Origin of the sequence: Bradyrhizobium paxllaeri (assembly GCF_001693515.2) — a bacterium.
Classification (GTDB): Bacteria; Pseudomonadota; Alphaproteobacteria; order Rhizobiales; family Xanthobacteraceae; genus Bradyrhizobium; species Bradyrhizobium paxllaeri.
This window is the reverse complement of record NZ_CP042968.1, coordinates 1,935,020-1,957,682: the sequence shown is the minus strand read 5'-3', so window position 1 is coordinate 1,957,682 and position 22,663 is coordinate 1,935,020. Positions and strand designations below refer to the sequence as shown.

Annotated in this window: 19 protein-coding genes; 11 read left to right on the top strand and 8 right to left on the bottom strand. The window is 63.0% G+C overall.

Annotated features, from left to right (window positions below):
• Positions 1-127: 127 nt before the first annotated feature.
• Positions 128-922 carry a hypothetical protein gene (locus LMTR21_RS09305; protein ID WP_065751256.1) on the bottom strand — a complete coding sequence of 265 codons (795 nt, stop codon included), beginning with the start codon at positions 920-922 and terminating at the stop codon, positions 128-130.
• 426 nt (positions 923-1,348) lie between these two features.
• Positions 1,349-1,939, bottom strand: coding sequence for a hypothetical protein (locus LMTR21_RS09300; protein ID WP_065751257.1), 591 nt, complete (start codon positions 1,937-1,939; stop codon positions 1,349-1,351).
• Positions 1,940-2,270: 331 nt separating this feature from the next.
• Here LMTR21_RS09300 and LMTR21_RS09295 point away from each other — a divergent pair, with 331 nt between their 5' ends.
• Both LMTR21_RS09295 and LMTR21_RS09290 read left to right on the top strand, forming a co-directional pair.
• Positions 2,271-3,113, top strand: coding sequence for a LuxR C-terminal-related transcriptional regulator (locus LMTR21_RS09295; RefSeq protein WP_246175419.1), 843 nt, complete (start codon positions 2,271-2,273; stop codon positions 3,111-3,113).
• A gap of 516 nt (positions 3,114-3,629) precedes the next feature.
• Positions 3,630-4,826 (top strand): acetyl-CoA C-acyltransferase, encoded by a 1,197-nt coding sequence (locus tag LMTR21_RS09290; RefSeq protein WP_065751259.1) that lies wholly within the window; start codon positions 3,630-3,632, stop codon positions 4,824-4,826.
• Between the two features lie 55 nt (positions 4,827-4,881).
• On the opposite strand, the gene LMTR21_RS09285 is transcribed toward LMTR21_RS09290, so the two are convergent.
• Positions 4,882-5,802, bottom strand: coding sequence for an RNA polymerase factor sigma-32 (locus LMTR21_RS09285; RefSeq protein WP_141688147.1), 921 nt, complete (start codon positions 5,800-5,802; stop codon positions 4,882-4,884).
• 397 nt (positions 5,803-6,199) lie between these two features.
• On the opposite strand from LMTR21_RS09285, the gene LMTR21_RS09280 reads away from it, so the two are divergent.
• Complete coding sequence (locus tag LMTR21_RS09280; protein WP_065751260.1) at positions 6,200-6,490, top strand: hypothetical protein; 291 nt, start codon at positions 6,200-6,202, stop codon at positions 6,488-6,490.
• Positions 6,491-6,508: 18 nt separating this feature from the next.
• Here LMTR21_RS09280 and LMTR21_RS09275 read toward each other — a convergent pair whose 3' ends face one another.
• The gene (locus LMTR21_RS09275; RefSeq protein ID WP_065751313.1) at positions 6,509-7,873 is read right to left on the bottom strand and encodes a sensor histidine kinase; all 1,365 of its coding nucleotides are present in this window, start codon (positions 7,871-7,873) and stop codon (positions 6,509-6,511) included.
• Positions 7,874-7,951: 78 nt separating this feature from the next.
• A complete protein-coding gene (locus LMTR21_RS09270; RefSeq protein WP_065751314.1) occupies positions 7,952-8,629 on the bottom strand; it encodes a response regulator transcription factor in 678 nt (225 codons plus the stop codon).
• Positions 8,630-9,036: 407 nt separating this feature from the next.
• Here LMTR21_RS09270 and LMTR21_RS09265 point away from each other — a divergent pair, with 407 nt between their 5' ends.
• Together LMTR21_RS09265 and LMTR21_RS09260 are read left to right on the top strand one after the other, a co-directional pair.
• On the top strand, positions 9,037-9,261 hold the full coding sequence (locus tag LMTR21_RS09265) for a hypothetical protein (RefSeq protein WP_084030458.1): 225 nt from the start codon (positions 9,037-9,039) through the stop codon (positions 9,259-9,261).
• A gap of 271 nt (positions 9,262-9,532) precedes the next feature.
• On the top strand, positions 9,533-9,946 hold the full coding sequence (locus LMTR21_RS09260; RefSeq protein ID WP_141688148.1) for a hypothetical protein: 414 nt from the start codon (positions 9,533-9,535) through the stop codon (positions 9,944-9,946).
• Positions 9,947-10,096: 150 nt separating this feature from the next.
• On the opposite strand, the gene LMTR21_RS09255 is transcribed toward LMTR21_RS09260, so the two are convergent.
• Complete coding sequence (locus LMTR21_RS09255) at positions 10,097-10,843, bottom strand: hypothetical protein (RefSeq protein ID WP_141688149.1); 747 nt, start codon at positions 10,841-10,843, stop codon at positions 10,097-10,099.
• On the opposite strand from LMTR21_RS09255, the gene LMTR21_RS09250 reads away from it, so the two are divergent.
• Complete coding sequence (locus LMTR21_RS09250; protein WP_065751264.1) at positions 10,842-12,029, top strand: efflux RND transporter periplasmic adaptor subunit; 1,188 nt, start codon at positions 10,842-10,844, stop codon at positions 12,027-12,029. The two genes, LMTR21_RS09255 and LMTR21_RS09250, sit on opposite strands and share 2 nt — an antisense overlap.
• The gene (locus LMTR21_RS09245) at positions 12,026-15,133 is read left to right on the top strand and encodes an efflux RND transporter permease subunit (protein WP_065751265.1); all 3,108 of its coding nucleotides are present in this window, start codon (positions 12,026-12,028) and stop codon (positions 15,131-15,133) included. Before LMTR21_RS09250 ends, LMTR21_RS09245 begins: the two co-directional genes overlap by 4 nt.
• Before the next feature lie 37 nt (positions 15,134-15,170).
• On the opposite strand, the gene LMTR21_RS09240 is transcribed toward LMTR21_RS09245, so the two are convergent.
• Complete coding sequence (locus LMTR21_RS09240) at positions 15,171-17,471, bottom strand: MHYT domain-containing protein (protein WP_065751266.1); 2,301 nt, start codon at positions 17,469-17,471, stop codon at positions 15,171-15,173.
• A gap of 430 nt (positions 17,472-17,901) precedes the next feature.
• Here LMTR21_RS09240 and LMTR21_RS09235 point away from each other — a divergent pair, with 430 nt between their 5' ends.
• From LMTR21_RS09235 to LMTR21_RS09220, 3 genes are all read left to right on the top strand, one after another.
• Positions 17,902-18,429: a hypothetical protein gene (locus LMTR21_RS09235; RefSeq protein WP_065751268.1), complete on the top strand. Its 528-nt coding sequence runs from the start codon at positions 17,902-17,904 to the stop codon at positions 18,427-18,429.
• 365 nt (positions 18,430-18,794) lie between these two features.
• Positions 18,795-19,385 (top strand): hypothetical protein, encoded by a 591-nt coding sequence (locus LMTR21_RS09225; RefSeq protein WP_065751269.1) that lies wholly within the window; start codon positions 18,795-18,797, stop codon positions 19,383-19,385.
• A 35-nt stretch (positions 19,386-19,420) separates the two neighbouring features.
• Positions 19,421-19,873 (top strand): DUF992 domain-containing protein, encoded by a 453-nt coding sequence (locus LMTR21_RS09220; protein WP_347339169.1) that lies wholly within the window; start codon positions 19,421-19,423, stop codon positions 19,871-19,873.
• A gap of 17 nt (positions 19,874-19,890) precedes the next feature.
• Here the strand turns inward: LMTR21_RS09220 and LMTR21_RS09215 are convergent, their stop codons facing one another.
• Positions 19,891-20,994, bottom strand: a complete 1,104-nt coding sequence (locus LMTR21_RS09215) for a Spy/CpxP family protein refolding chaperone (protein WP_187399331.1) — start codon at positions 20,992-20,994, stop codon at positions 19,891-19,893.
• A gap of 470 nt (positions 20,995-21,464) precedes the next feature.
• On the opposite strand from LMTR21_RS09215, the gene LMTR21_RS09210 reads away from it, so the two are divergent.
• Positions 21,465-22,658: a M20/M25/M40 family metallo-hydrolase gene (locus LMTR21_RS09210; protein WP_065751271.1), complete on the top strand. Its 1,194-nt coding sequence runs from the start codon at positions 21,465-21,467 to the stop codon at positions 22,656-22,658.
• The last annotated feature ends 5 nt before the right edge of the window (positions 22,659-22,663 follow it).

Sequence of the window (22,663 nt, the reverse complement as noted above, 5' to 3'; positions counted from 1 at the left end):
GGACCCTCCCGTGTCGCCGTAAAATGTCAGGACCGCACGACGGCCCGCCGGCAACTGCAGCGAGTGTTGAAAATCATTTTCAGGCAAATGATCCGCGCGGCTAACGCCGCGCGGACCGTACGCAAGACTACAGTGTATCGCTGTCGGTCAGATCAACACCAGCAGCCTGAATGGTGATGCTGTTGAACTGGATGTTCGCACCCTGGGTGATGTTCTGGTCGAAGGCCGACTGGTTGATGGCCGCATCGGCGCTCGAGGCGACGTCTGCACGCGCTCCAATATCGCCGGCGTCGATCTTGGACTCGCCGCCCTCGATCTTGGCTTCCATGTTGAAGCTTGCGCCCGGATCACACCATGATCCGCCGCCGCCGCCATTGTAGGAAGCCTGCGAAGTGTTGGCATCCTGATCGACCAGGTTGTTGACCTGATCGATATTGAACTGGTTGCCGTCTTCCATCTTCTGGTTCACCACGTCGGGCATGACCACCGAGCCGGCCGTGGTAAAGTGGCTGAGATCGATGACGGGGGTGCTGAGCCCGTCCGTGTCGAGTTCAAGATCGACCTTCACGTCGACGGCGACGTCCACCTTGTTCTCGACGGTATTCTCGATCTTGTTTTCGATATTGTTGTCGACCTCGTTATCGACCTTGTTGTCGAGCGAGTTGTCGAGCTTGTTGTCGAGCTTGTTCTCGTTGGAATTCTCGTTCTTGTTCTCGTTATCATTGTCGTTGTCGTTGTCGTTCTCGCTCTTGGAATCCAGCGACTGCACGGCAAACTGGAGCTGGCCCTGGCCCTGGGCCTGACCTTGGCCCTGCCCCTGGAGTTGTGCCTGAAGGTTGGCCTGCGCCTGTGCCTGGTCTTGCTTCTGGTCCTGATCCTGGTCCTGATCCTTGGGATCCCACTTGTGCTTTGGCTTACTCATGACGTGCTCCTGCGGTTTGGAGCATCGCGAGCGGAACGAGATCGCTGATCTTCTAAGTCTGCGGTCTGCGAAGCGCGGCGCTGCTCTGCAATGTCGGTTCTTCCGACGGCCGGCACCGCCTGATTGCGGATGCCAGCTCTGTCAGTTTGCCGACACAGCCTCGCCAACAACATGCATGCATTCGATCTGACGTTGTATCTTGCGATATCCAACGATTGACGCACGCCGCGTTTCGGTGATTCGAGAACGCAAGATGAGACCGCGACAACGGCACGAAGTTCCGTCGTCGCGGACGGCGTCCAGGGCGTGATGACATTTCTTCGAATCGTCAGCACGCCCTAACTCTTTGATTTGAACATGATCTCCGCGCAAACGCGTTCGCGCTTGTCGCGAGGGAAAACCGGCGCCCATTTTTCGGGATCAGCTCTAGGCCACTTTGGTGGGAAGGTCTGGATGCTGCGCACCGCCGCAGACATGCGCTTCGAGGCGCGGAAGCAGATCCCAGATGTCGCGATTGATCTTCGTCATATCGCTGGTGGTCCGCAGCATCTCCTGCAGGCGGCTGTCATCCAGTGCCTTTATCTCTCCGAACCTCAGGCTCGATTTTGTCTCCATCAACCGCATCGACTGGGTGTGGGTGATGGCGCCTGCGGCGTCGAAGATGAACATGCAGTGATTCAGTTCATTGCGAACCTTGGTGGATTCCGAAAAGCGTTCGACAAGCGCAGTCAGATTCCTGGCGAGTGCCTTGTCGGTTACTCTGATCTTGGCCAGTCGCTGGATCAGATCGAGTCTCGCGCGGGTGGTGTTCAGCGTCGCGAACACGACGGCGGCCGACGCTTCGTCGGTCCGCAGCAGGATCATCAGAACATAGATGAAGAGACTTTCGTTATTGGACCAGCTGCAGATCAGGTTCCCCATCAGGGCGAGAACGAATGTGCGACGATCCGCCGAAGCCGGGGCAGCGGCCGCCAGCGCTTCGAAATCCGGCTTTGGGGGCAGCTTGCTGACAAACATCGTATGTGTCCGCGACGTGCAGGGGACGAGAGGAATGCTATCGTACCTGCTTGGCCACCACGGATGTACATATCGAAAGATATAATAGCGAAGGTTGTGGAGCGTGATTTTTCCAATCGAAGAATGAATAATACCCATTAATGACTAGGTTTTGACGACATCTCGTCACACTCCAGCTTCTTGGCATCGCCCCCTTATGGGAGTAAACTTTTTCTGAACAATTTTGACGTTAAGTGAACTAATTAATAGCGACCAGCGCGGTTCGGAAACAATCTATCGATAGCATCACATAGTCCGGGGGCGCGTTATGTTAGTCCCACCGAAGAAGACGGTGTTTATTGTAGACGCAATGGCTTTTCGACGGGCTCGAGCAGAGAGCTTCCTAAGTCCTTGGGCCAGTAACGAACAGGTTGAGCTGATTTCGCTCGATCCTGAAGAGGCGCACATCAGGCTCGTCGAGCGCAGCGAATGCGACATGCTGATCTACAGCGTCGGCGCTCCCTCCGCCCTTGAGGTATTCAACGAGATACAGGTGCTGCATATGCTGCGCCGGGAGGCCGCGGTGGCAATCGTCTCCGATGACGAAAATCCCGCGACCATCATTGCAGCGATCCGTTCGGGAGCCAGGGGCTACTTCAGCAATTCGATGCCTCCGGATCTTGCACTGCAAGCGCTTTCATTCGTCCTGCGCGGAGGAACCTATTTTCCTCCGACCGTCATCATGGCCGGTCGCGCCGGCGGGGCGTCATCGATAGAATTCGGGTCGCCGGATTTGGCTCAAACCGTTCCAGACCCCGAACAACAAAATCAGGCATCGATGCCGGGCCCGGATGGTGGGCTTTACGAGCAGCAAAGCTCCCTTTTTGATGGAAAGTCCTCAGGCATCCAGCGCGGCAATGGCTGCGAGAATACGCGGCCTGCGCCCGAGTTTACCGAGCGGCAGTATGCCGTTCTCGCCTGCCTGTGCCAGGGTGATCCCAACAAGGTTATCGGTCGCAAGCTCGGAATGACCGAGACAACCGTGAAAGTCCATGTCCGGGAGATCATGCGCAAGCTGGGCGTATGCAATCGCACGCAAGTCGCCATCGCCGCCGGCCGCAGCGTCAGTTCCGACGGCGTCGACCTCGTCCCGTCGGATTCGCCGCCTATGATCAAATCCTCCGTTTCTCACTAGCGATTCATGATGTCCCGCGTTGCGCGGCGAACCATTGCATCGGCAAGGCTTGCAAACGCTTTTCTGACCGGCGAAGTTTTTCGTTCCAAAAGAGGCCCCGGCCACAGGGGGACTGTTCCGGGGTCGCCTTCGGACGGAGGGGCTGGCATTCACCGAAGCTCAGTTCCGGGAGGCTTCTTCTTGCAGAACAAAGCATAGCATCGATCGGGTTCCCGCACCGAATGCCATCGGCGCGGGTGCGGGATCATTGGTGCTAATCCTTTCGACGCCGCGAGGCTCAACATCCGATCGGGAGGAAGCGCCTGCGTCTAGCGGCGCTACCGTGTATCGCGGGACAGCCGCGCGGCAGCAACCTCTCAGGACCGAAAAGCGGTCGCTCCCGGCCTTATTCCCCAGGAAACTTTCGGGGAACTTTCCAGATAGATCGCGGCCCCTACGACGGCGGCGCCTCTTTGCAATGACGCCATATATGATTATCATCATATAATAATCCGTGACCGAACAGGAGAACCCATCATGTCCGCCGCCGCCGATCCCATCGTCATCCTTTCTGCCGCCCGCACGCCGCTTGGCCGCTTCATGGGCGAGCTGTCTCCCTTCAGCGCGCACAAGCTCGGGGCTCACGCGATCGGCGCGGCGCTGGAACGGGCGCAACTCGCACCGGACCGCATCGACGAGGTCTTCATGGGCAATGTGCTGCCGGCCGGACAGGGCCAGGCCCCGGCGCGACAGGCCGCGCGCGGCGCCGGACTACCGGACGCCACCGGCGCCACCACCGTCAACAAGGTCTGCGGCTCCGGCATGAAGGCGACCATGCTGGGCCACGACATCATCCAGGCCGGCTCCGCCAACATCGTGCTGTCCGGCGGCATGGAGAGCATGAGCAATGCGCCCTACCTGCTCGCAAAGGCCCGCGGCGGCTACCGCGCCGGCCATGACCGGATCATCGATCACATGATGATGGACGGGCTGGAGGACGCCTACGAGACCGGCCGCTCGATGGGCGATTTCGGCGAGGCGACCGCAGAGACCTATCAGTTCACCCGCAAGGACCAGGATGCATACGCGATCGAGACGCTGACCCGCGCCCGCAAGGCGGTCGAGGGTGGCGCGTTCAGGGCCGAGATTGCGCCGATTACGCTGGCTGAGAAAGCCGGCCCGCGCGTCATCGCCAGCGACGAGCATCCGCTCAAGGTGGATCCTGCCAAGATTCCCGGATTGAAGCCGGCGTTCCGCGCGGGCGGCACCATTACGCCGGCCGCCTCCTCCGCCAATGCCGACGGCGCCGCCGCCCTCATTCTGGCCAGGCTCTCGCTCGCCGATCGCGAGGGGTTGCCGGTGCTGGCCGAGATCAAGGGCCACGCCACCCACAGCCAGGAACCGCAATGGTTCACCACCGCGCCGATCCCCGCCATCCGCAAGCTGCTCGACAAGGTCGGCTGGTCGGTCTCCGACGTCGATTTGTTCGAGATCAACGAAGCGTTTGCCGTGGTCGCCATGGCGGCGCAGAAGGATCTCGGCATTCCCGCGGACAAACTCAACGTCAACGGTGGCGCCTGCGCCCTCGGCCATCCGATCGGCGCCACCGGCGCGCGATTGATCGTGACGCTGCTGCACGCACTGGAAGCGCGCAACCTGAAACGCGGCGTCGCCGCGCTATGCATCGGCGGCGGTGAAGCGACCGCCATCGCCGTCGAGCGCGTGATGCGCTGATCGGGCGATCTGAAGGAAGCGAGCGGCACGAACGCTGTCGCTCGCTTCCTTCCCTTCACGCCGCCATCCTGCTCGGCGGCAGGGAGGCGGCTCTCAAATTCCTTGTCGCCGCGCGCCTGACCTTTTCGAAGGCCAGCGTTTCGATCTGCCGGACGCGCTCGCCGGAGATCGACAGCTCGCGCCCGAGATCCTCCAGGCTCGGCGGATTCTCGCTCATCCTGCGGGCTTCGAATACGCGACGTTCCCGCCCGTTCAGCACATCGAGCGCCGAATGGAGCGCCTTGGTCCGTTGCGCGCTTTCATCCTGATCGGTGACGATTGCCTCGGCGTCCGGCGACTGATCGACCAGCATCGCCTCCCATTCGGCCGGTCCATCGTCGCCGATCGGCACATTCAGCGAGAGGTCTCCGGTCAGGCGGCTGTGCATCTCGATCACTTCGCGAACGGGGACAGCGAGCTCGCGCGCGACGGCCTCGGCCACCTCCTGCGTGAGCCCTTCTCTATCGCCTCCGCACTTGCGCATGGCACGCCTCAGGCCGAAGAACAGCTTTCGCTGGGCGGCCGTCGTCCCGATCTTGACCAGCGACCGCGACCGCAGAATGTAATCGTGGATGGCAGCCTTGATCCACCACAGCGCATAGCTGGAAAACCGCGCACCACGGCCGGGCTCGAAATGCGAGGCCGCAATGACGAGGCCGAGATTGGCCTCCCCGATCAGATCGGCCAACGGAAGATCGTATCTCTGGTAGCGGCGAGCGACCTTCGCGGCGAGCCGGAGATGACTGGTGACGAGCACGTCAGTAGCCGCGCGGTCGCGATACTCCTGCCAGCGTCGGGCAAGCTGCTGCTCGCGCGCCGGTTCAAGCAGAATGTATCGCTTGATGAGAGATGCGTATTCATCGACGAGATCTCGCGATCTGTCTGCGGTCAACATCTCCCGCTGGTCTGACATCAACGTCGTGCTGTGGGCGTTCATGGGTGGCTCCAATCCATCAAGTCCGGCACCCGAAACCCTATGAGAAGCACCGCAACGCAGCCATTAAATTGGAATTGAGGAATCTAAATTCGCTGTTAGCGTCCGCGAAGCCTTCGATTCTGCTCTCAGGATCGCGCGATCGTGTCGTAGACGATATCGCAAAGCATCGATCGGTGAGCCTTCTGCGTGCTCACGCGAGTTCGAAGCGGCCACCTCCCCGCACAAGATCAGTTGAGCTTTGTAAAGCGCAATTTAGTGGGACGACGTCGCGCCCGCCCTACATCTCCACATGCATCCGCTAAGCGATGCAGCTTCAAGCAAGCAGTTCGCGTTCGGAAGACGGCGCCCGTTGCGGCGTGCGGCCGCGCTTGCTGCGTCAACGACATGGAGAAAGACAATGACCTCGATCAAGACAATCGCCGTCGCAGGATTGCTGTCGATGCTGGCGGCAGCACCAGCCCTCGCGCAGGAAGCCATCCAGGAGCCGGGTGCATTTGCGTTCTATTACCCGAATCTGGATGTGCTGAATGGCGGGGCGCCCACGCCGGCCTACAGGTTGGAAGGGCAACCGCCTTCGGTGCAGGCCTATAACGAAAGAGACAGCGGCATGACCGGCCCCACCGTCTGGCAGCATCGGCGCGTCCACCACGCAGCCCGCGCCGAGCATGACGGCCGCCGTCATGGGTGAGGGTACCCGGCAGCGATCCTATGTCCGACCGCCTTGCTCATCGGGGCAAACGATCTCCACCCGGCCTCCCGGGCCGGCGTGGATGATCAGGCGAAATCCGTGCAGCTTTACGATCGCCGAAACCAGGTTGAGGCCGAGGCCGACACCGGGCGTGTTGCGGATCTTGTCCGAGCGATAGAACCGCCGCAGCACGGCTTCGTGTTCATGCTCGCTGATCCCCGGACCCGTATCCCTCACCCGCAGAATGGTTTCCCCTTCGCCGCGCTTAAGTTCAAGCTCGACGCTTCCGTTCCGGGGCGTAAACTTGATGGCGTTGTCGACGAGGTTCGCGACTGCCTCCAGCAACAAATCCCGGTCGCCGCGCACGGAAAGCGCGGCCGATATGTTGACGCTGAGCGCAACCTGCTTGTCTTCGGCAATCGGCTCATACATGTCGCAGACTTCGCGCAGCATCTCGCCGAGTGCAACGTCGCCGAATGCGGATGACCGGCGGCTGTTCTCGATCTCGGCGAGCCGCAGCAGCGCCGTGACGATCGACAGCGACTGGTCAATGCCGGCGATGGCCTTGTCGGTGGCCTGCTGGAGCTGCTCCAGGGTGGTCGCGTTGGTACGGCCGCGCTCGAGCGTCAGGCGCGCGCGCGTCAGCGGCGTTCGCAGGTCGTGGGCGATGTCGTTGCCGACGCCGGCCAGCGCGTTGATCGTGGTTTCCAGCTCGTCGAGCATGCCGTTGACGATGGCGGCGAGCCGCGAGAACGGTTCGTCGACGCTCCGGTGCGGCAGCCGCTCGCGCAGATCTCCTGCGATGATGCGCTGGACCCGCAGATTGACCTCCTCGACCCGCCTGCTGGCCCGCGCGCTCAGCCAGGCGCCGGCCAGCAACCACAGACAGAATGCCGGCAACAGGCCGAGCCCGAGCGCGGCTCCGACGACCCGGAAGACCTCAGCGGTTTCATCGACGTTTCGCCCGATCACCAATATGTCGCCGTTATCAAGGCGCCGCGCGACGGTTCTAACCGATGTTACGCCGGTCTCCCTGCTATCGAGACGTACCAGCGGCACGCTCCGCGCCGATGCGCCGATAGCGAGTCCGTCCGGCAGGGCCGCGACGTTGCCGGCCAGCCGATCACCCTTGGCGTCGAACACGCCGGAGAACTGGACGCCGCGCGAATCCTGCTCGAGATGATCGTCCAGCGCACTGATCATGCGTTCACGTGGCAGTCCGGCAAAGAAGCCGGCCTGCGTCGTGATCATGCGGTCGGAACGCGCGATCAGGTAATCGTCGATCCTGAAGTAGATGAATCCGGACAGTACTATGACGAAGATTGCGAACAGGCCCGCCAGCGCCGCGGTCCAGTGAAACGTCTTCGAGCGGATGAACTGCAACGAACGCTTCCGATCCTGCCGTCCGGTTGCCTCGCCGGTCCCGACGGCGCGGGCGCCCGGCACGGTCGTCAGGGCCGATCAGGACACGGCGCGCAGAATGAACCCCGCGCCGCGGACATTGTTGATCATCGGCGCGTCGCCCGGACCATCGACCTTGTGCCGCACGCGGCCCATATGCACGTCGACCAGGTTGGTGGCGGGAACGAATTTGTAGTTCCAGACCTCCTCGAGCAGCATCGCCCGCGTCAAGAGCTGGTCGCTCCGCCGCATCATGTATTCGAGCAGGCGAAACTCGCGCGGCAACAGGTCGATCTTGCGCTCGCCGCGCTTTGCCGTGCGCTCGATCAGGTCGAGCTCGAGCTGGCCGACACGCAGTTTGGTCTCGCGCGTTTCCGGCGGACGACGCAGCAACGCCTCTATTCGTGCGACCAGTTCGACGATCGCAAACGGCTTGGTCAGGTAGTCGTCGCCCCCCATCCGCAATCCGCGCACGCGGTCATCGACCGCGCCAAGCGCACTCAGCACCAGGACCGGCGTGCGCACCTGATCCTTCCGCAGGGATTCGATGACCGTGAGACCATCCATTCCGGGCAGCAGGCGGTCGACGATCATGGCATCCGGCCGCAAGTCGCGCGCCTTGGCTAGACCGTCCAATCCGTCGGATGACCATTCGACGTCGAAACCGCGATCGGCGAGCTCGGCGGTGATTTCGCCAGCCGTCTCGTCGTCATCCTCTATGAGAAGAACCTTCGTCATCTGATCGGTCCGATTTGCCATCAAGATACCCTCTCGCCGTCAGGTGGCAATGGCGACGTCCACGCGCCGCACGATTCAGGGAGCCAGACAGCGCCGCCATCCCTTCCGGGATCGGGCCAGGCGCCATCCGCCCGGCGGCCATTCCGCCGCCTCGGTACGAGCGCAGCGGGCCCGCCCAAGACAGTTAGCCCTCGCCGGCGCGTCGCGCCAATAAATAGCAATTTAATGAACCGGCGGGCCCGCATCGCCCGAGCTGGCCGACGCGATTTTTGGCAGAACCGGGCCCCGCATCGCCTTCACGCCGAGTTGAAAGCACGTGAAGCGATATTCCTTTGGACGACGGCGCACGAGCCGCACGTCACAGGCAGAAGCCAGCCTGGCTTCCCTCACCCTATGGAGACCACCCAATGCGCAACGTAAAACTTCTGTCGGCTGCGTTACTCGCCGCAGCCACCCTTGCCACTCCGGCGCTGGCCGCCACACACACCTCGCGGCATGTCGTAACCAACGACAATGCGAATATGGCGTCCGTCATGCGTTCGGGCGATAGCTGCGTCCGCGCACCTGATGTCGGTGCCTATGCCACTCAACCGTGGACCGTGCCGCCTTGTGAGCCCAACACGGGCTACTGATCCGCGCGCTGCGATGTGACGACCGATAACGGGCTGGCGGGATTTCCCCCGCCGGCCCGTTTTCTTTGCTGTGCGCCAAGATCTTCGCCTTTGACGCCGTCCACCTTTGAAGCCCGCGGCGTCGCTCCGGTTCGTGAACGTGTCTAACGCCGAATTTAATGGATGCCTTGTGCATCGCACCTACCTGTCACTCATCCGACGTTTCGTCCGCACGGCTCGCCAGAGTTCGCGCGTCGCGACGCCGAACAATCTGACTGAAAGGAGTGTCACGATGAAACGGATGATCACGATACTGGCAACAGCTCTGCTTGCTTCGAGCCTGGTGACCGGTGCGGCTGAGGCCCGCGGTGGCGGTGGCGGCGGCGGTCATGGCGGAGGTTTTGGCGGCGGAGGCTTCGGTGGCGGCGGCCATATGGGCGGCGGCTTTGGCGGCGGCGGTCACATTGGAGGCTTTGGTGGCGGCGCCCATTTTGGCGGTATGGGCGGCGAACATCTGGGTGGCCTCGGCGATGGCCACATCGGCAGCGTCGGTCACATCGGCGCGCACGGCCTCGGGCTCCGCCAGCACGCCTTCCATCGCTTCGACCGATACGGACCAGGCTACGGCTACTATTACGGCTATCCCGATTGCTACGACTGGTACGTCCTGCATCCCTACAGCCCCTTGCCGCTGAGCTGCAGCTGAACCCGCCGCGCAGGCCCCCGCGCGCGGGCGTCGGTTCGGAGGACGTTTTTCCGGTCTTCCTGGCGTCCTCCGGACCGGCTTCCCCATAACCCGACACTTTGCGCCACGCTTTTGTCGTGCCGATCGAACGGCACCGGAGAGCAACATGAATCATTTCCTGATGATCACGGCAGCCACGGCCTTGCTGTGCGGCCAGGCCTTTGCCCAGCAGGCGGCGGTGATGCCGACGCCTTCGCTCGCGTCGACTTCTCCGCTCGGCATGGTGCCGAGCGCGGTCGGCCGCACCGGCATCCCGTTTGGCGCGACGGAAATCGCCTCGCCCGGCGTAAGTCCCATGCCGATCGCGTCGACCGGCACAATCGGCAGCACCGCATGCTCGACCATCGGCACCGCCCCGTCGACGATGTTCGGATCGGCAGCGACCTTCGATGGTGGCGGCGTGGCAGTCGGAACGGTTACGCCGCAGAGCACGATGTCCACCTTGCCGTCATCGGGCATCCCGCCGACATCGGCCCTGATCGACACGTCCGGCACCTCAGCCATGTGCGGCGCCGGCTCGGGCAACCTGGCCGCGTCATCAACGCCGACAACTCCGACGACGCCGGGCGGGATACCGCGAACCGGCATTCCGATGGGCTCGACCGAGATTGCCAATCTCGGCGTCAGCTCCGCCGCTGTGGTGCCGACCATGGCCGTCGCGCCCACCGTCAGCGCCATCGCCACAGTCCCGACGGTGCCTACCCTCGCGCTGCCGGCTCCGAACACCACAGCCGTCGCCGCGCCCACCGATGTCTCGGGAATCCCTGACATCACGGGGGTGCCGACAACGGTACCGGGCCTGTCCGCCGGCACCACGACGTTCCACTGACCCAAAACCCGCGCGCGAGAAGCAGCCATGAAAAAGAATGTCGCAATATCTGCCATCCTGTTCGGCGCCGTTGCCGCAGGCGGCCTTCTCTACTTCACGCACGCCCATGCGTTCAGAGCCGCTGTCGCGGCCGCGCCGCCTCCTCCGGTTCCAGTCGTGGCCGGCGTGGTCGCGCAGCATGACGTGCCGATCTACCAGAACGGCGTCGGCACCGTGATCGCCTACAACACCGATGTCGTGCGGGCCCAGATCCAGGGCCAGCTCATCAGCATCAACTTCACCGAAGGACAGACGGTTCATGCCGGCGACCTGCTCGCGCAAATCGATCCGCGCCCCTATCAGGCCCAGATCGACCAGTTCGAAGGCAATCTGGAGCGAGACCAGGCCCAGCTCACCAATGCCCGCGCCAATCTCGCGCGTTACAACCAGCTTGGCGACAAAGGCTGGGCCACGCCGCAACTGATCGAGACCCAGAAGGCCCAGGTCGGCCAGCTGGAGGCCGCGATCAAGACCGACCAGGCGCTGATCGAGGCGGCCAAGGTGCAGCTCAGCTACACGCGGCTGACCTCGCCGATCGACGGCGTGGTCGGCATTCGCCAGATCGACGTCGGCAACATCATCAGCCCGACGACGACCAACGGCCTCGTCGTGGTGACGCAGCTCGATCCGATCTCGCTGATCTTCACCCTGCCTGAAGGCGTGCTCCCGCAGATCCAGCGGCAGCAGCAGGCCAGCAAGACCAGCAAGACGCCGCTGCCCGTCCTGGCCTATGACCAGAGCAATTCGCTCCAGCTCGGCGAGGGCAAACTGGCGCTGGTCAACAACGAGATCCTGCAGACCACCGGCTCGATCCAGCTCAAGGCCAACTTTCCCAACAAGTCGCGCACGCTGTGGCCCGGCGAGCTCGTGAACGCGCGGCTGCTTGTCACGACCCGGCACAACGGCCTGACCGTTCCCGCCAACGTCGTGCAGCAGGGGCCGAACGGCGCCTATGCCTATGTCATCCGGCCGGACGACACCGTGGCGATGCGGCCGCTCAAGGTCGCGCAGATCACCGACGGTGAAGCGCTGATCGATTCCGGCCTGAAGGCCGGCGAGCAGGTCGTGGTCGACGGACAATACCGGCTGCAGCCGGGCACGCATGTCACGATCCTGCACGGCGATGCGGCCGAGGAAGCGGCAACGCAGCAAGCACAACAGGCGGTGATCCCATGAACATTTCCGCTCCGTTCATTCAGCGCCCGATCGCGACCGCGCTCCTGATGGTCGGCCTGTTGGTCGGCGGCCTCGTCGCCTACCCGCTGTTGCCGGTCGCGGCCTTGCCGAACGTCAACTATCCGACGCTTCAGGTCACCGCGCAGCTGCCGGGCGCCGATCCGCAGACCATGGCGGCATCGGTGGCGACGCCGCTCGAACTCCAGTTCGGGCAGATTCCAGGCCTCACCCAGATGACGTCGGCGAGCGCGCTCGGCTACACCCAGATCACGCTGCAGTTCGATCTGAACCGCCAGATCGACGGAACGGTCAGCGATACGCTGTCGGCGATTAATGCCGCGTCTCCGTTCCTGCCACCCGGCATTCCCTATCCGCCGACGATCCGCAAGGTCAATCCGGCCGATACGCCGATCCTCGTGCTCGGCCTGACCTCGGACAGCCTGCCGCTGACCACGGTGGACGCCTATGCGGAAAACATCCTGCTGCAGAAGATTTCGCAGATACCGGGCGTCGGCCTTGTCGGCCTCGGCGGTCAGCAGAAGCCCGCCGTTCGGGTGCAGCTCGATCCGCAGGCGCTTGCCGCGCGCGGCATCAATCTCGAGGACGTCCGCACGGCGCTCGGTCAGGCCAACGTCGACCTGCCGAAAGGCACCCTCAACAGCCCGAACCAGACCTTTACGCTGAACACCAACGACCAACTGCTGAACGCGGACGATTACGCCAATCTCGTGATTGCTTACCGAAACGGCTCACCGGTCCGCATCCGTGACGTCGGCCGCGCCATCAGCGCGCCGGAAAACGACCTGATCGCCGGCTGGTACAACAACCGGCGCGCGATCATTATGGCGATCCAGCGCCAGCCCGGCGCCAACGTCATCGATACCGTCGAGCGGATCAAGGCAGAGATGCCGGTGCTGCAGGCCTCGATCCCGCCCGCGATAAAGGTCAATGTCATCTCTGACCGCACCGACACGGTTCGCGCCTCGATCCACGACGTTCAGTTCACGCTGCTGCTGACGGTCGCGCTTGTCGTGATGGTGATCTTCGTTTTCCTGAGAAACTTCTGGGCGACGGTCATCCCGGCGGTCACCGTTCCACTGTCGCTGATCGGCACCCTGGCCGTCCTCTATGAGCTCGGCTACAGCCTCGACAATCTGTCGCTGATGGCGCTGTCGATCGCCGTGGGCTTCGTGGTCGACGACGCCGTGGTCGTGATCGAGAACATCGTGCGTCACATGGAGGGCGCCACGGCGTTCGAGGCGGCGCTGAAGGGCGCCGGCGAGATCGGCTTCACCATCATGTCGATCACGCTGTCGCTGATCGCCGTGTTCATTCCGCTGTTCCTGATGGGCGGATATGTCGGGCTCCTGTTCCGCGAATTCGCCGTCACCGTCAGCGTGGCGCTGGTGCTGTCGCTCCTGATCTCGCTGACCTTGACCCCGATGATGTGCGCGCGGCTGCTCAAGCCGGAGAACAGGACACACGGGCGGCTGTTCCGCATCCTTGAAGGCGGCTTCAATCGCCTGCTTGGAATCTACGAGGCCGGACTCAAGGTCGTGCTTCGTCACCGCTTCATCACGCTGCTGACGATGTTTGCGACCATCGCCCTGACCGGCTATCTCTACGTCGTCATTCCCAAGGGGTTCTTTCCGCAGCAGGATACCGGGCTGATCATCGGCCTGTCCGAAGCGGCGCAGGATATTTCCTATTCTGCGATGGCCGAACGCCAGCAGGCCCTGCTCAATGCCATTACGCGCGATCCGGCCGTCGCATCCGTCGGCTCGGCGATCGGCGCCGGCGGCGGCAACACCACGATCAACAACGGCCGCATCTACATTGCGCTCAAGCCCTACAAGCAGCGCGACAGCATGGAAACGGTGCTTGCCCGGTTGCGGACCAATTTGGCCAAGATCCAGGGCATCACGCTCTATATGCAGGCCGCGCAGGACATCACCATCGGTGGCCGGGTCTCGAAAACCCAGTACCAGTACACGCTGGGCGATGCCGATCCGGGCGAGTTGAATCACTGGGCGGCGCTGTTCCTCGACAGGATCAAGAAGATCCCTGGCATCACCGATGTCGCGACCGACCAGCTCAATTCCGGTCCCCTGCTCGACATCGCCATCAAGCGCGAGGTGGCCTCGAGCTACGGCATCCTGCCCTTCACCATCGACAACACGCTCGACGACGCCTTTGGCCAGCGCATCGTCTCGACCATGTACACGGCCCTGAACCAGTACCACGTGATCATGGAGGTCAATCCGAAATTCCAGTACTCGCCGGAGGCGCTGACCGGAATCTACGTGAAATCCTCCACTGGACAGGAAGTGCCGCTATCGACGCTGGTCGACAGTGTGGTCAAGGTCGCCCCGCTCGTGATCAACCACCAGGGCCAGTTTCCGTCGGTGACGATCTCCTTCAACCTGTTGCCGGGCACGGCGATCGGCGAAGCGACCAGCGCCATCCAGAATATCGAGCACCAGCTCGGCAAGCCGCTGTCGCTGCAGACGAGCTTCCAGGGCAACGCGCAGGCGTTCGGGGATTCGCTGTCGACCACGCCGATCCTGATCGTGGCCGCGCTGTTCGTGATCTATCTGATCCTCGGCATCCTGTATGAGAGCCTGATCCACCCCATCACGATCATCTCGACGCTGCCGTCGGCGGGGCTCGGCGCGTTGCTGCTATTGATGGCGGTCCATCTCGATCTCAGCGTGATCGCGATCGTCGGCATCATTCTCCTGATCGGCATCGTCAAGAAGAACGGCATCATGCTGGTCGACTTCGCCCTGCATGTCGGCCAGCAGGAGGGATTGTCGGCGGAGGACGCGATCTATCGCGCCTGCATCATGCGTTTCCGCCCCATTCTCATGACCACGATGGCAGCCATGCTCAGTGGCGTTCCGATGATGCTCGGCACCGGCGCAGGCTCCGAGATCCGCCAGCCGCTGGGCTACGCCATCGTCGGCGGACTTGCCGTGTCGCAGATGCTCACGCTCTATACGACGCCCGTGGTCTATATTTATCTCGACCGGCTGCAGACCTGGCTGTTCGGCAAGAAGAAGCCGGCGACCGAAGGTGGCGCCGAGCTGATGCCGGCCGAATGACGATGGCTCGCACAGACGCGATGAGGTCCACTAGTCCTTACGCTCGCTTCGGGCGCAAGGGCAAAACCGAGCGCGCATCTGCCCGTGCGCGCATCACTTCCTCCATGACGGCCACCAGCGCCGCCTGGTCGAACGGCTTCGAAATGCGCGGCAAATGCGGCTGCGCGGAGCCGGGCAGCTCGGCATATCCGGTGCAGAGCACCACGGGCGTGCCGGGATGCTCGGCGGCCACCGTCTCGGCAAGCTGCAGCCCGTTCATCCCCGGCATGGCATAATCGGTCACCACGATGTCAACCTTCGGCGTTCGGCGCAAAAGCTGGACGGCCTCTTCGCCGGAGCGCGCCTCGATCACGGCGTGGCCGAGATCGTCGAGCATCGCAGCGATACTGTCGAGAACGAGAAGGTCATCGTCGACGACCAGCACGGAGACGGGTCGATGGCTGCGGGGCGCGGTGCGTGACGGTTCCACCGCATGGGGCTCCGGCAGTTTTTCGTCCTGCGAGGCGGGCAGCCATATCTCGGCTGTCGTCCCTTCGCCGATGCGGCTCTTCAGCATCAGCACGCCTCCGGACTGTTCGGCCAGCCCCTTCACCATCGAGAGGCCGAGACCGGTCCCCTTGCCCACCCCCTTGGTCGTAAAGAACGGCTCCTGCGCATGCTTCAGCGTTTCCTCGTCCATGCCGGATCCAGTGTCGCTGACCGAGAGCGCGACGTATCGTCCCTCGGCGAGGCCATCGATGGCCTGCTCTTCGCGCGCGGCGATGCTGATGGTCCCGCCGCTTGCCGTCATCGCGTCGCGCGCATTGACGGCGAGGTTGAGGACCGCGAGCTCGAGCTGGTTGGCGTCGACCTTCACCTTCGCGAGTTCGATCGGAAAACGGGTCTCGACCCGGATCGCTGGATTAAACTTCAGCAGCGCGGACATTCCGCGGACCAGTTCCGGCACATCCACGACAACGGGCTTGAGGTCCTGCTTGCGCGCGAAGGCAAGCATGCGCTGGGTCAGCGAGGCACCCCGGAGCGCACCATGGATCGCGTTGTCGAGGAGCCGATGAATCCTCGGATCTTCCGTCTGGAGACGCTTCTTCGCGAGTTCGAGGCTGCCCGTGATCACGGCGAGTATGTTGTTGAAGTCGTGGGCGACGCCACCGGTAAGCTGACCGACAGTCTCCATCTTCTGCGAGACCACCAGCGCGTCGCGCGTGCGCTCCAGCGCTTCCTGGGCCCGGCGGCGTTCCGTCACGTCCCGCACGATGTTGGCAAAGCCGATGGCCTCGCCCCGCTCATTTCGCACCACGCGTATGGTCGCCTCGGCCCAGAAGCGGCTGCCGTCCTTGCGGACGCGCCAGCCTTCGCCTGCCGACTTGCCTTCCCGCCTGGCATCCAGAAGCACCGCCTCCGGAACGCCGGCGTCGCGGTCCTCATCGGTGTGGAGGATGGCGTAATCCGCCCCGACGATCTCCTCGCCATAGCCGATCAGCCTGATAGCTCCGAGATTCCAGTTCGCCACCCGGCCCTCGGGGTCGAGCATGAAGATGGCGTGATCGGCCACCCCTTCCACCAGCAGGCGGAACTTTTCCTCGCTTCGCCTGAGCGCCTCGGCTTCGCGACCGGCACGTTCTGCCGAGGAGCGATCGTGCACAGCCACGGCTAGCCCGATCACGAGGACCACAATGGTGGTCCCGGCGATCAGGAACGCGAGCGGCGCCTGTCCCACCGTGCCGAATGCCGCGCGGCCAAGGACGCCATCCATCGGAATGAAGGAGGAGCCCTGCATGGCGGCGTAGTGCATCCCGGAGATCGCCAGACCCATGACGACGCCCGCCGCGATGCGCTCGAGCACGCTCGTCATGCGAAAGGCAAGCCACAGCGCGACGATGGATGCTCCGATCCCGATAGCGATTGAAAGCACCACCCACAGCGGATCGTAGTGGATGGAAGCCGCCATCCGCATCGCGGTCATGCCCGTGTAGTGCATGCCGGAGATGGCGAGCCCCATTCCGATGCCGGACACGACGAGCGCGTTCGACCGCTGGCTGACGATGACGAAGGCAGCAGCGGCGACCAGAATAGGAAGGGCAAGCGAGAGCAGCGTGAGGAGCGGATCGTAGGAAATATCCACGCCGGGTAGGCTGAACGCCAGCATGGCGACGAAATGCATGGACCAAATGCCGCCACCCATGGCGACTGCCGCAGCCCCGAGCCAGGCCAGGCTGGCGAGGCCGGAAGCAGCCCGCATGCGAGTCGCGAGATCCAGCGCCGTGTAGGAAGAGAGCGCGGCGATCAGGACCGACAGCGCGACAAGAACGGGATCGTGGGAGCCAGGATGATGATGCATTCCGTAGACGAAGCAGTGGGAAGTGATTCAATAGCACCGAATTTGTGGCAGTGCATTGTTCCCGTGCAAGAGCCATCCGTTGAAAGTGGCAAAATCGGTGGGAGAGCCCTGGCCGATGCGGGAGGGTTCGGCTCGCGGGAACGAACCGCGCCGTGCTATTCCAACGATCGATTCAATTGCATCAAAAACCCCAGGTTGCCAATGCTGGCTTGGAGCGGTAGCTTATCCATGGAGCAGTTACTACAGGAAGCCTGGCGCTCTGGCGCCGAGCATTGAGCCTGTATCTGGGCCGACCCAAAAATCTGAGCCGGCCAAAAAGTTTGTTCCTGCGCTGTCCGCAGTGCGGCTAGCCGATACTGCGCGGGCGCGCAACGCTGGACCAGGATCTTTCTTGTCATGCGAGCTTCGACAGATTCAATGGAGAAGCAGAATGTCGGTCCCATGCAAGCTCGAACGCAGCCTCCTCAATCACGAGGAATACGAGACAATCCGCCTCACGCATCATCCCGCCATCTACGATGTGGAGCCGACTGATCTTGCGGATCTGCGCTCCCGCCTGCGCAAGATGCACGACAAGGAGCGAACGCTCGGCCGACAAAAGCGGCGAGAGATGCGCGGCAAAGGCGCGGCCCGCGGCGCGAACTTCCCCGGAATCGCCGAGCGTCCGTCGCAACGCAAGCAGGTCTTTGCCGCCGCGCTGAAACGGCTCAACAGGGAGCTCAGGCGTCTTCACAACCTGACAGCTCGGACCACCCATGTCGAAGCGGCTCGAAAGGCGCTCGCGCTGCGTCGAGCCGCGAACTTCATTTCCTATCCCTCCGCCGGATTGACTTCCAATGAAGGCATGGCGTCGCGCTCGAGCACACGCCGACGAAAGATCGTCACGGGCGCGAGGATCGGTCGCGTGTCGCAGGCAACGAAAGTCGCTCAGGCCATACGCGATACACGAGGCACTTGAGCCTCGCGTATCCATGCCATGGCCGGTTTCGCGACTAACCGATATGGAGGCGAGCATGAATATCCGACTTGTATTCAGCGTCCTGATCGTAGGCTTAGCTACCGCCATTGCGGCGCCGTCAAGCCTGTCCCTGGCGCAATCGACTGATCAGGCTGCGGCTGCGCCAAAGAGCGCAAAAGCAAATACAAATGTGACCCCGCGCAAGCATCGATATTGGCGCCACCACGGCGGACGGCATCCACATTACGGCAGCAGGCGGGTTCGCACCGTGGCGCCTGCAGCACGGCCGTCAGCTAATTGAACCGCTTGCCGGACTGTTGGTCGGTGCGACGAGCCCAACCCGTTCAAGTCACTTGAGCGATCCCATGAGCGAGACTGACACGCAGCAGAGCGAAGCTGCGCTTCCCTCCGCCGACTCTGGAAGAGCCAATTTCCCCTGGCAGCGGTTACCCTTTGTCGTCGCACTGGTGCTCGCCATCACGGGCGTCGCCTATACCAATATCTCGCATCAGCCGCTTGTCGGCTATTGGGAGTTCCTGGCACTTGCCATCGCCGTGGTCTGCGTCGTCACCAAATGGCCCGAGCTCGACAGCAAGCAGGCTCAGTTTCGGTTGATCTGGACCCAGGCGCTTCATTGGGTGGCCGTCCTGGTTACGATGAACATGATGCTTGTTTCCGGCGTTCAACAACTGCTCCCTACGCCGGCTACCAGCCTGGTGCTTCTGACACTTCTGGCGCTCGGCACCTTCCTCGCCGGCCTCAGCCTTTTGTCCCCGCAGATCTGCTTCCTCGGCATCGCCATGGGTGCCGCAGTTCCGGCGCTCTCCTGGCTAAAGCAGTCGATGGTCTTCTTCCTTCTCGCGGCCGTATTCGTGGTCGGGATCGGCATGACCTTCTGGCTTGGCTATGGCCGTGTGGCCGCACCTGACAACAGCAAAGATCAAGTCGAGGCCTAAAGATGCAGACGATACGGTTGCTTTGCGCCCTATGCGTGTCCGCTTTGATTTCCGTCGCCGCAACGCCTGCGCAAGGCGAAATGTTCAGGGCCGGCCGGCTGTTGTGTTCCAGCAGCCCGAGGATCGGATTCCTCGTTGGATCGACGCAATCGCTGCGTTGCGTATTCTACCGGCGAGGTTCGTCGCACCGCTACATCTACGCGGGACGGATAAGGCGTGTCGGTCTTGACCTCGGCGTCACCGGAAGTGGCGTTCTATCCTGGGCCGTCTTTGCCAAGAACTCGCGGATTGGTCCCGGCACCATGCGCGGGAGCTATGTGGGGGCCAGCGGCAATGTTGCTCTGGGTCCAGGCTTCGGCACCAACGTCCTGATCGGCGGATCCCGCCGAAGCGTCGTCCTGCAGCCGCTTTCCACCGAGCGCGCGATCGGGGTCAATCTCGCAGCGACGGTGACCCATTTGACCCTCGGCGCAAGAGGACGGCGATAACGCCCGGGGCTGATCCATCAGCTCGTGCGCTTTGCCCCGATGGTCTCGAATTGAGCCTTCTGCTCGTCGCTCAGCGTAGCAAGGAAATCGTCCAGGGCCGGCCGCAGCAGCTTGATCGCGTCCAGCATGGCGTCGAGCCTTGCATCGGCTGTTGCAAGCCGGTCGGGTGGATCGAGGTTCTCGTCCGGCTGGCAATTGAAATTCAGCGTGTTCCTGGCGAGTGCGCTTATCCGCTGAAGCGCGTCGAGCCCCTGATGCTGCGAGTCGTTCAGGCGCAGCCTCGCCTCGATCTCGCCGGCGGGCCATGGCAGCACCTCGGGCGGCGTACAGCTCTGAGTGGCCGGAACCTTGGGCGCAAATGGTGCGCGCTGACCGGACAGCTCGGCGAGCTTCCCCTTCTGGTCGTCGTCCAACAGCTCGTAGAATGTCTCGAACGGCGGCGTAACATATGCGATCGCGGATTTCATCGCCGTCAGACGCTGTTGCATCGCGGCAAGCCTGCCAGCCGACGTTAACGCGGCCTTGGCCGGGCAGGCCTCGCGGATAATCTGGGCGGACTTGACTGACGCGTCGGCGAGATTGTCGAGCGCCGTGCGCTGCTCCTCGCTCAGCAGGATCGCCTGGCTGATCTGTTTGATCGGGAGGCCAGCAAACTCGCTTGCATCATCGCCACAGATTTGTGCGAGTGAAGGGGGCCTGCCAGGTCGCCGGCCGCGCGGCGGCGCCATATAGCGGGTGAGATCCTCATAGCCATAGGGCGTGAAGATCGCGGCGTAGATATCGCGATAACCATAGCCCCAGAAGCCGATGCCGTCGCCCCAGAGCGTGTAGTCATAGATGTCGTAATAGGCGAACGGCCAGAACAACGGTCCCACCCATCCATACCCGCCATCAGCATGCTGCCACCATCCGCTCTCGCCACGGCGACCGTGCCAGCCCGCTAGCGCGGCAGCGGCTCCGACCTGCATCCGCGCCACCGGCTTCGTCACCCAATCGGCGCTGCGGGTAACATCGGCGCGCGACGCCGCGCCGGTCGCCTCGTCACGGAGCTTTGCCGCTCTGACGCGCTCGCCTCGCCGGCCATGCAGGGCTCGGAAAGGCAGCGTGGCAATTGATCGCACTATGCCGATGGGACCGCCACCAATCCGAAGCTGCAGGCTTCTCGCCTCGGCAGTGCTCGACGACCCAGTGGCCACAAGCAGGCAGGACACTCCCAAAATGACAAATACAACAGGGGATTTCGACATCGCACCCTCGCGCCGCCGATTCTTGCGAGACGAGAACGCCCGATGGAACCAAAGGTTCCGGAGCGCCTGGTTGATCGAGCAGCGTGACCGTTAAGGGCTCGCCGAGAAAGAAGCTACTGACAATCCATTCCGCCAATGGAGCGACCGGTCACGCGCCCGAGGCCAATCGCTGATGCAACGTCGGGTTGCCTGGAGGCGGCAAGTTGCACAACCGGTCCCTTTGATGCCTTGACGAATTCCTGCCTGCTCCGCTCTAAATTAGCCCAGCGAAGTGTCTGAGTGGTCTTGCGCGACCAAGTACCGCGAAAGATGCTCGCAAGGACCGTTCATCAAAGGGACCAGGCATGTCTATCGACACTCAGGCCGCCACCGACCGCCTCATGCGCTTCCTCGCTGTCGAGGGCGTGACTGGAAAGGAGGCAGCGATCGGGCTCGAGCTGGCCGCGGCGCTGCAGGAAAGCGGCGTGCCGGCGGACGCCATCCGCCTCGACGACGCCAACACACGCATTCCCGTGCCGACCGAGACCGGCAACCTCATTGTCGACCTGCCCGGCCGCGGTGCGATGCACAACCAGCCGCGGATCATGTTCATGACCCACATGGACACCGTGCCGCTGTGCGCCGGCGCGAAGCCGAAACTAAAGGGACGCAAGATCGTCAACGAGGCGAAGACCGCGCTCGGCGGCGACAACCGTGCCGGCTGTGGCGTTCTCGTTACGCTGGCAGCCGAACTGGCGAAGCAGCAACTCGATCATCCGCCGATCACGCTCCTGTTCTGCGTGCGCGAGGAGAGCGGGCTGTGGGGCGCGCGCCACGTCAAGACCCAAGACCTGGGCTCGCCGGTCATGGCCTTCAACTATGACGGCGGCTCCGCCTCCAATGTCACGATCGGCGCCGTCGGCGCGGATCGCTGGCACGTCGAGATTTTCGGCCGTGCCTCGCATGCCGGCGTCGCGCCCGAGCGCGGGATCAGTTCGACCATGATCCTTGCGCTTGCCCTCGCCGATGTGAAGGCCGGCGGCTGGTTCGGCAAGGTGGTGAAGGGCAAACGGCAAGGCACCAGCAATGTCGGCCCCGTCACCGGCGGCGACGGCCGGCCGGCCGGCGACGCCACCAATGTCGTCACCGACTATGTGCACGTACGCGGGGAAAGCCGTAGCCACGATGCGAAGTTTTTCAAGGAGATCACCAAAGCCTACAAGGCGGCGTTCGAGAAGGCCGCGAAGCGCGTCAAGAACAGCGAGGGTAAGTCAGGCCGCGTGAAGTTCAAGGCCGAGACCGACTATTATCCGTTCCGCATGAAGGAAAGCCTGCCGGTCGTCAAACGCGCGGTCGCGGCCGTCTCCGCCATGGGCAATACGCCGAGCATCCGCGCCGCGAGTGGCGGGCTGGACGCGAACTGGATGGTCCGCCACGGTGTTCCGACCGTGACCTTCGGCGCGGGGCAGAACGAACCGCACACGATCGACGAATGGATCAATCGCGACGAGTATGACCGAGCGTGCGCGCTCGCAGTGCAGCTTGCGACCATGCGATGAGCTGC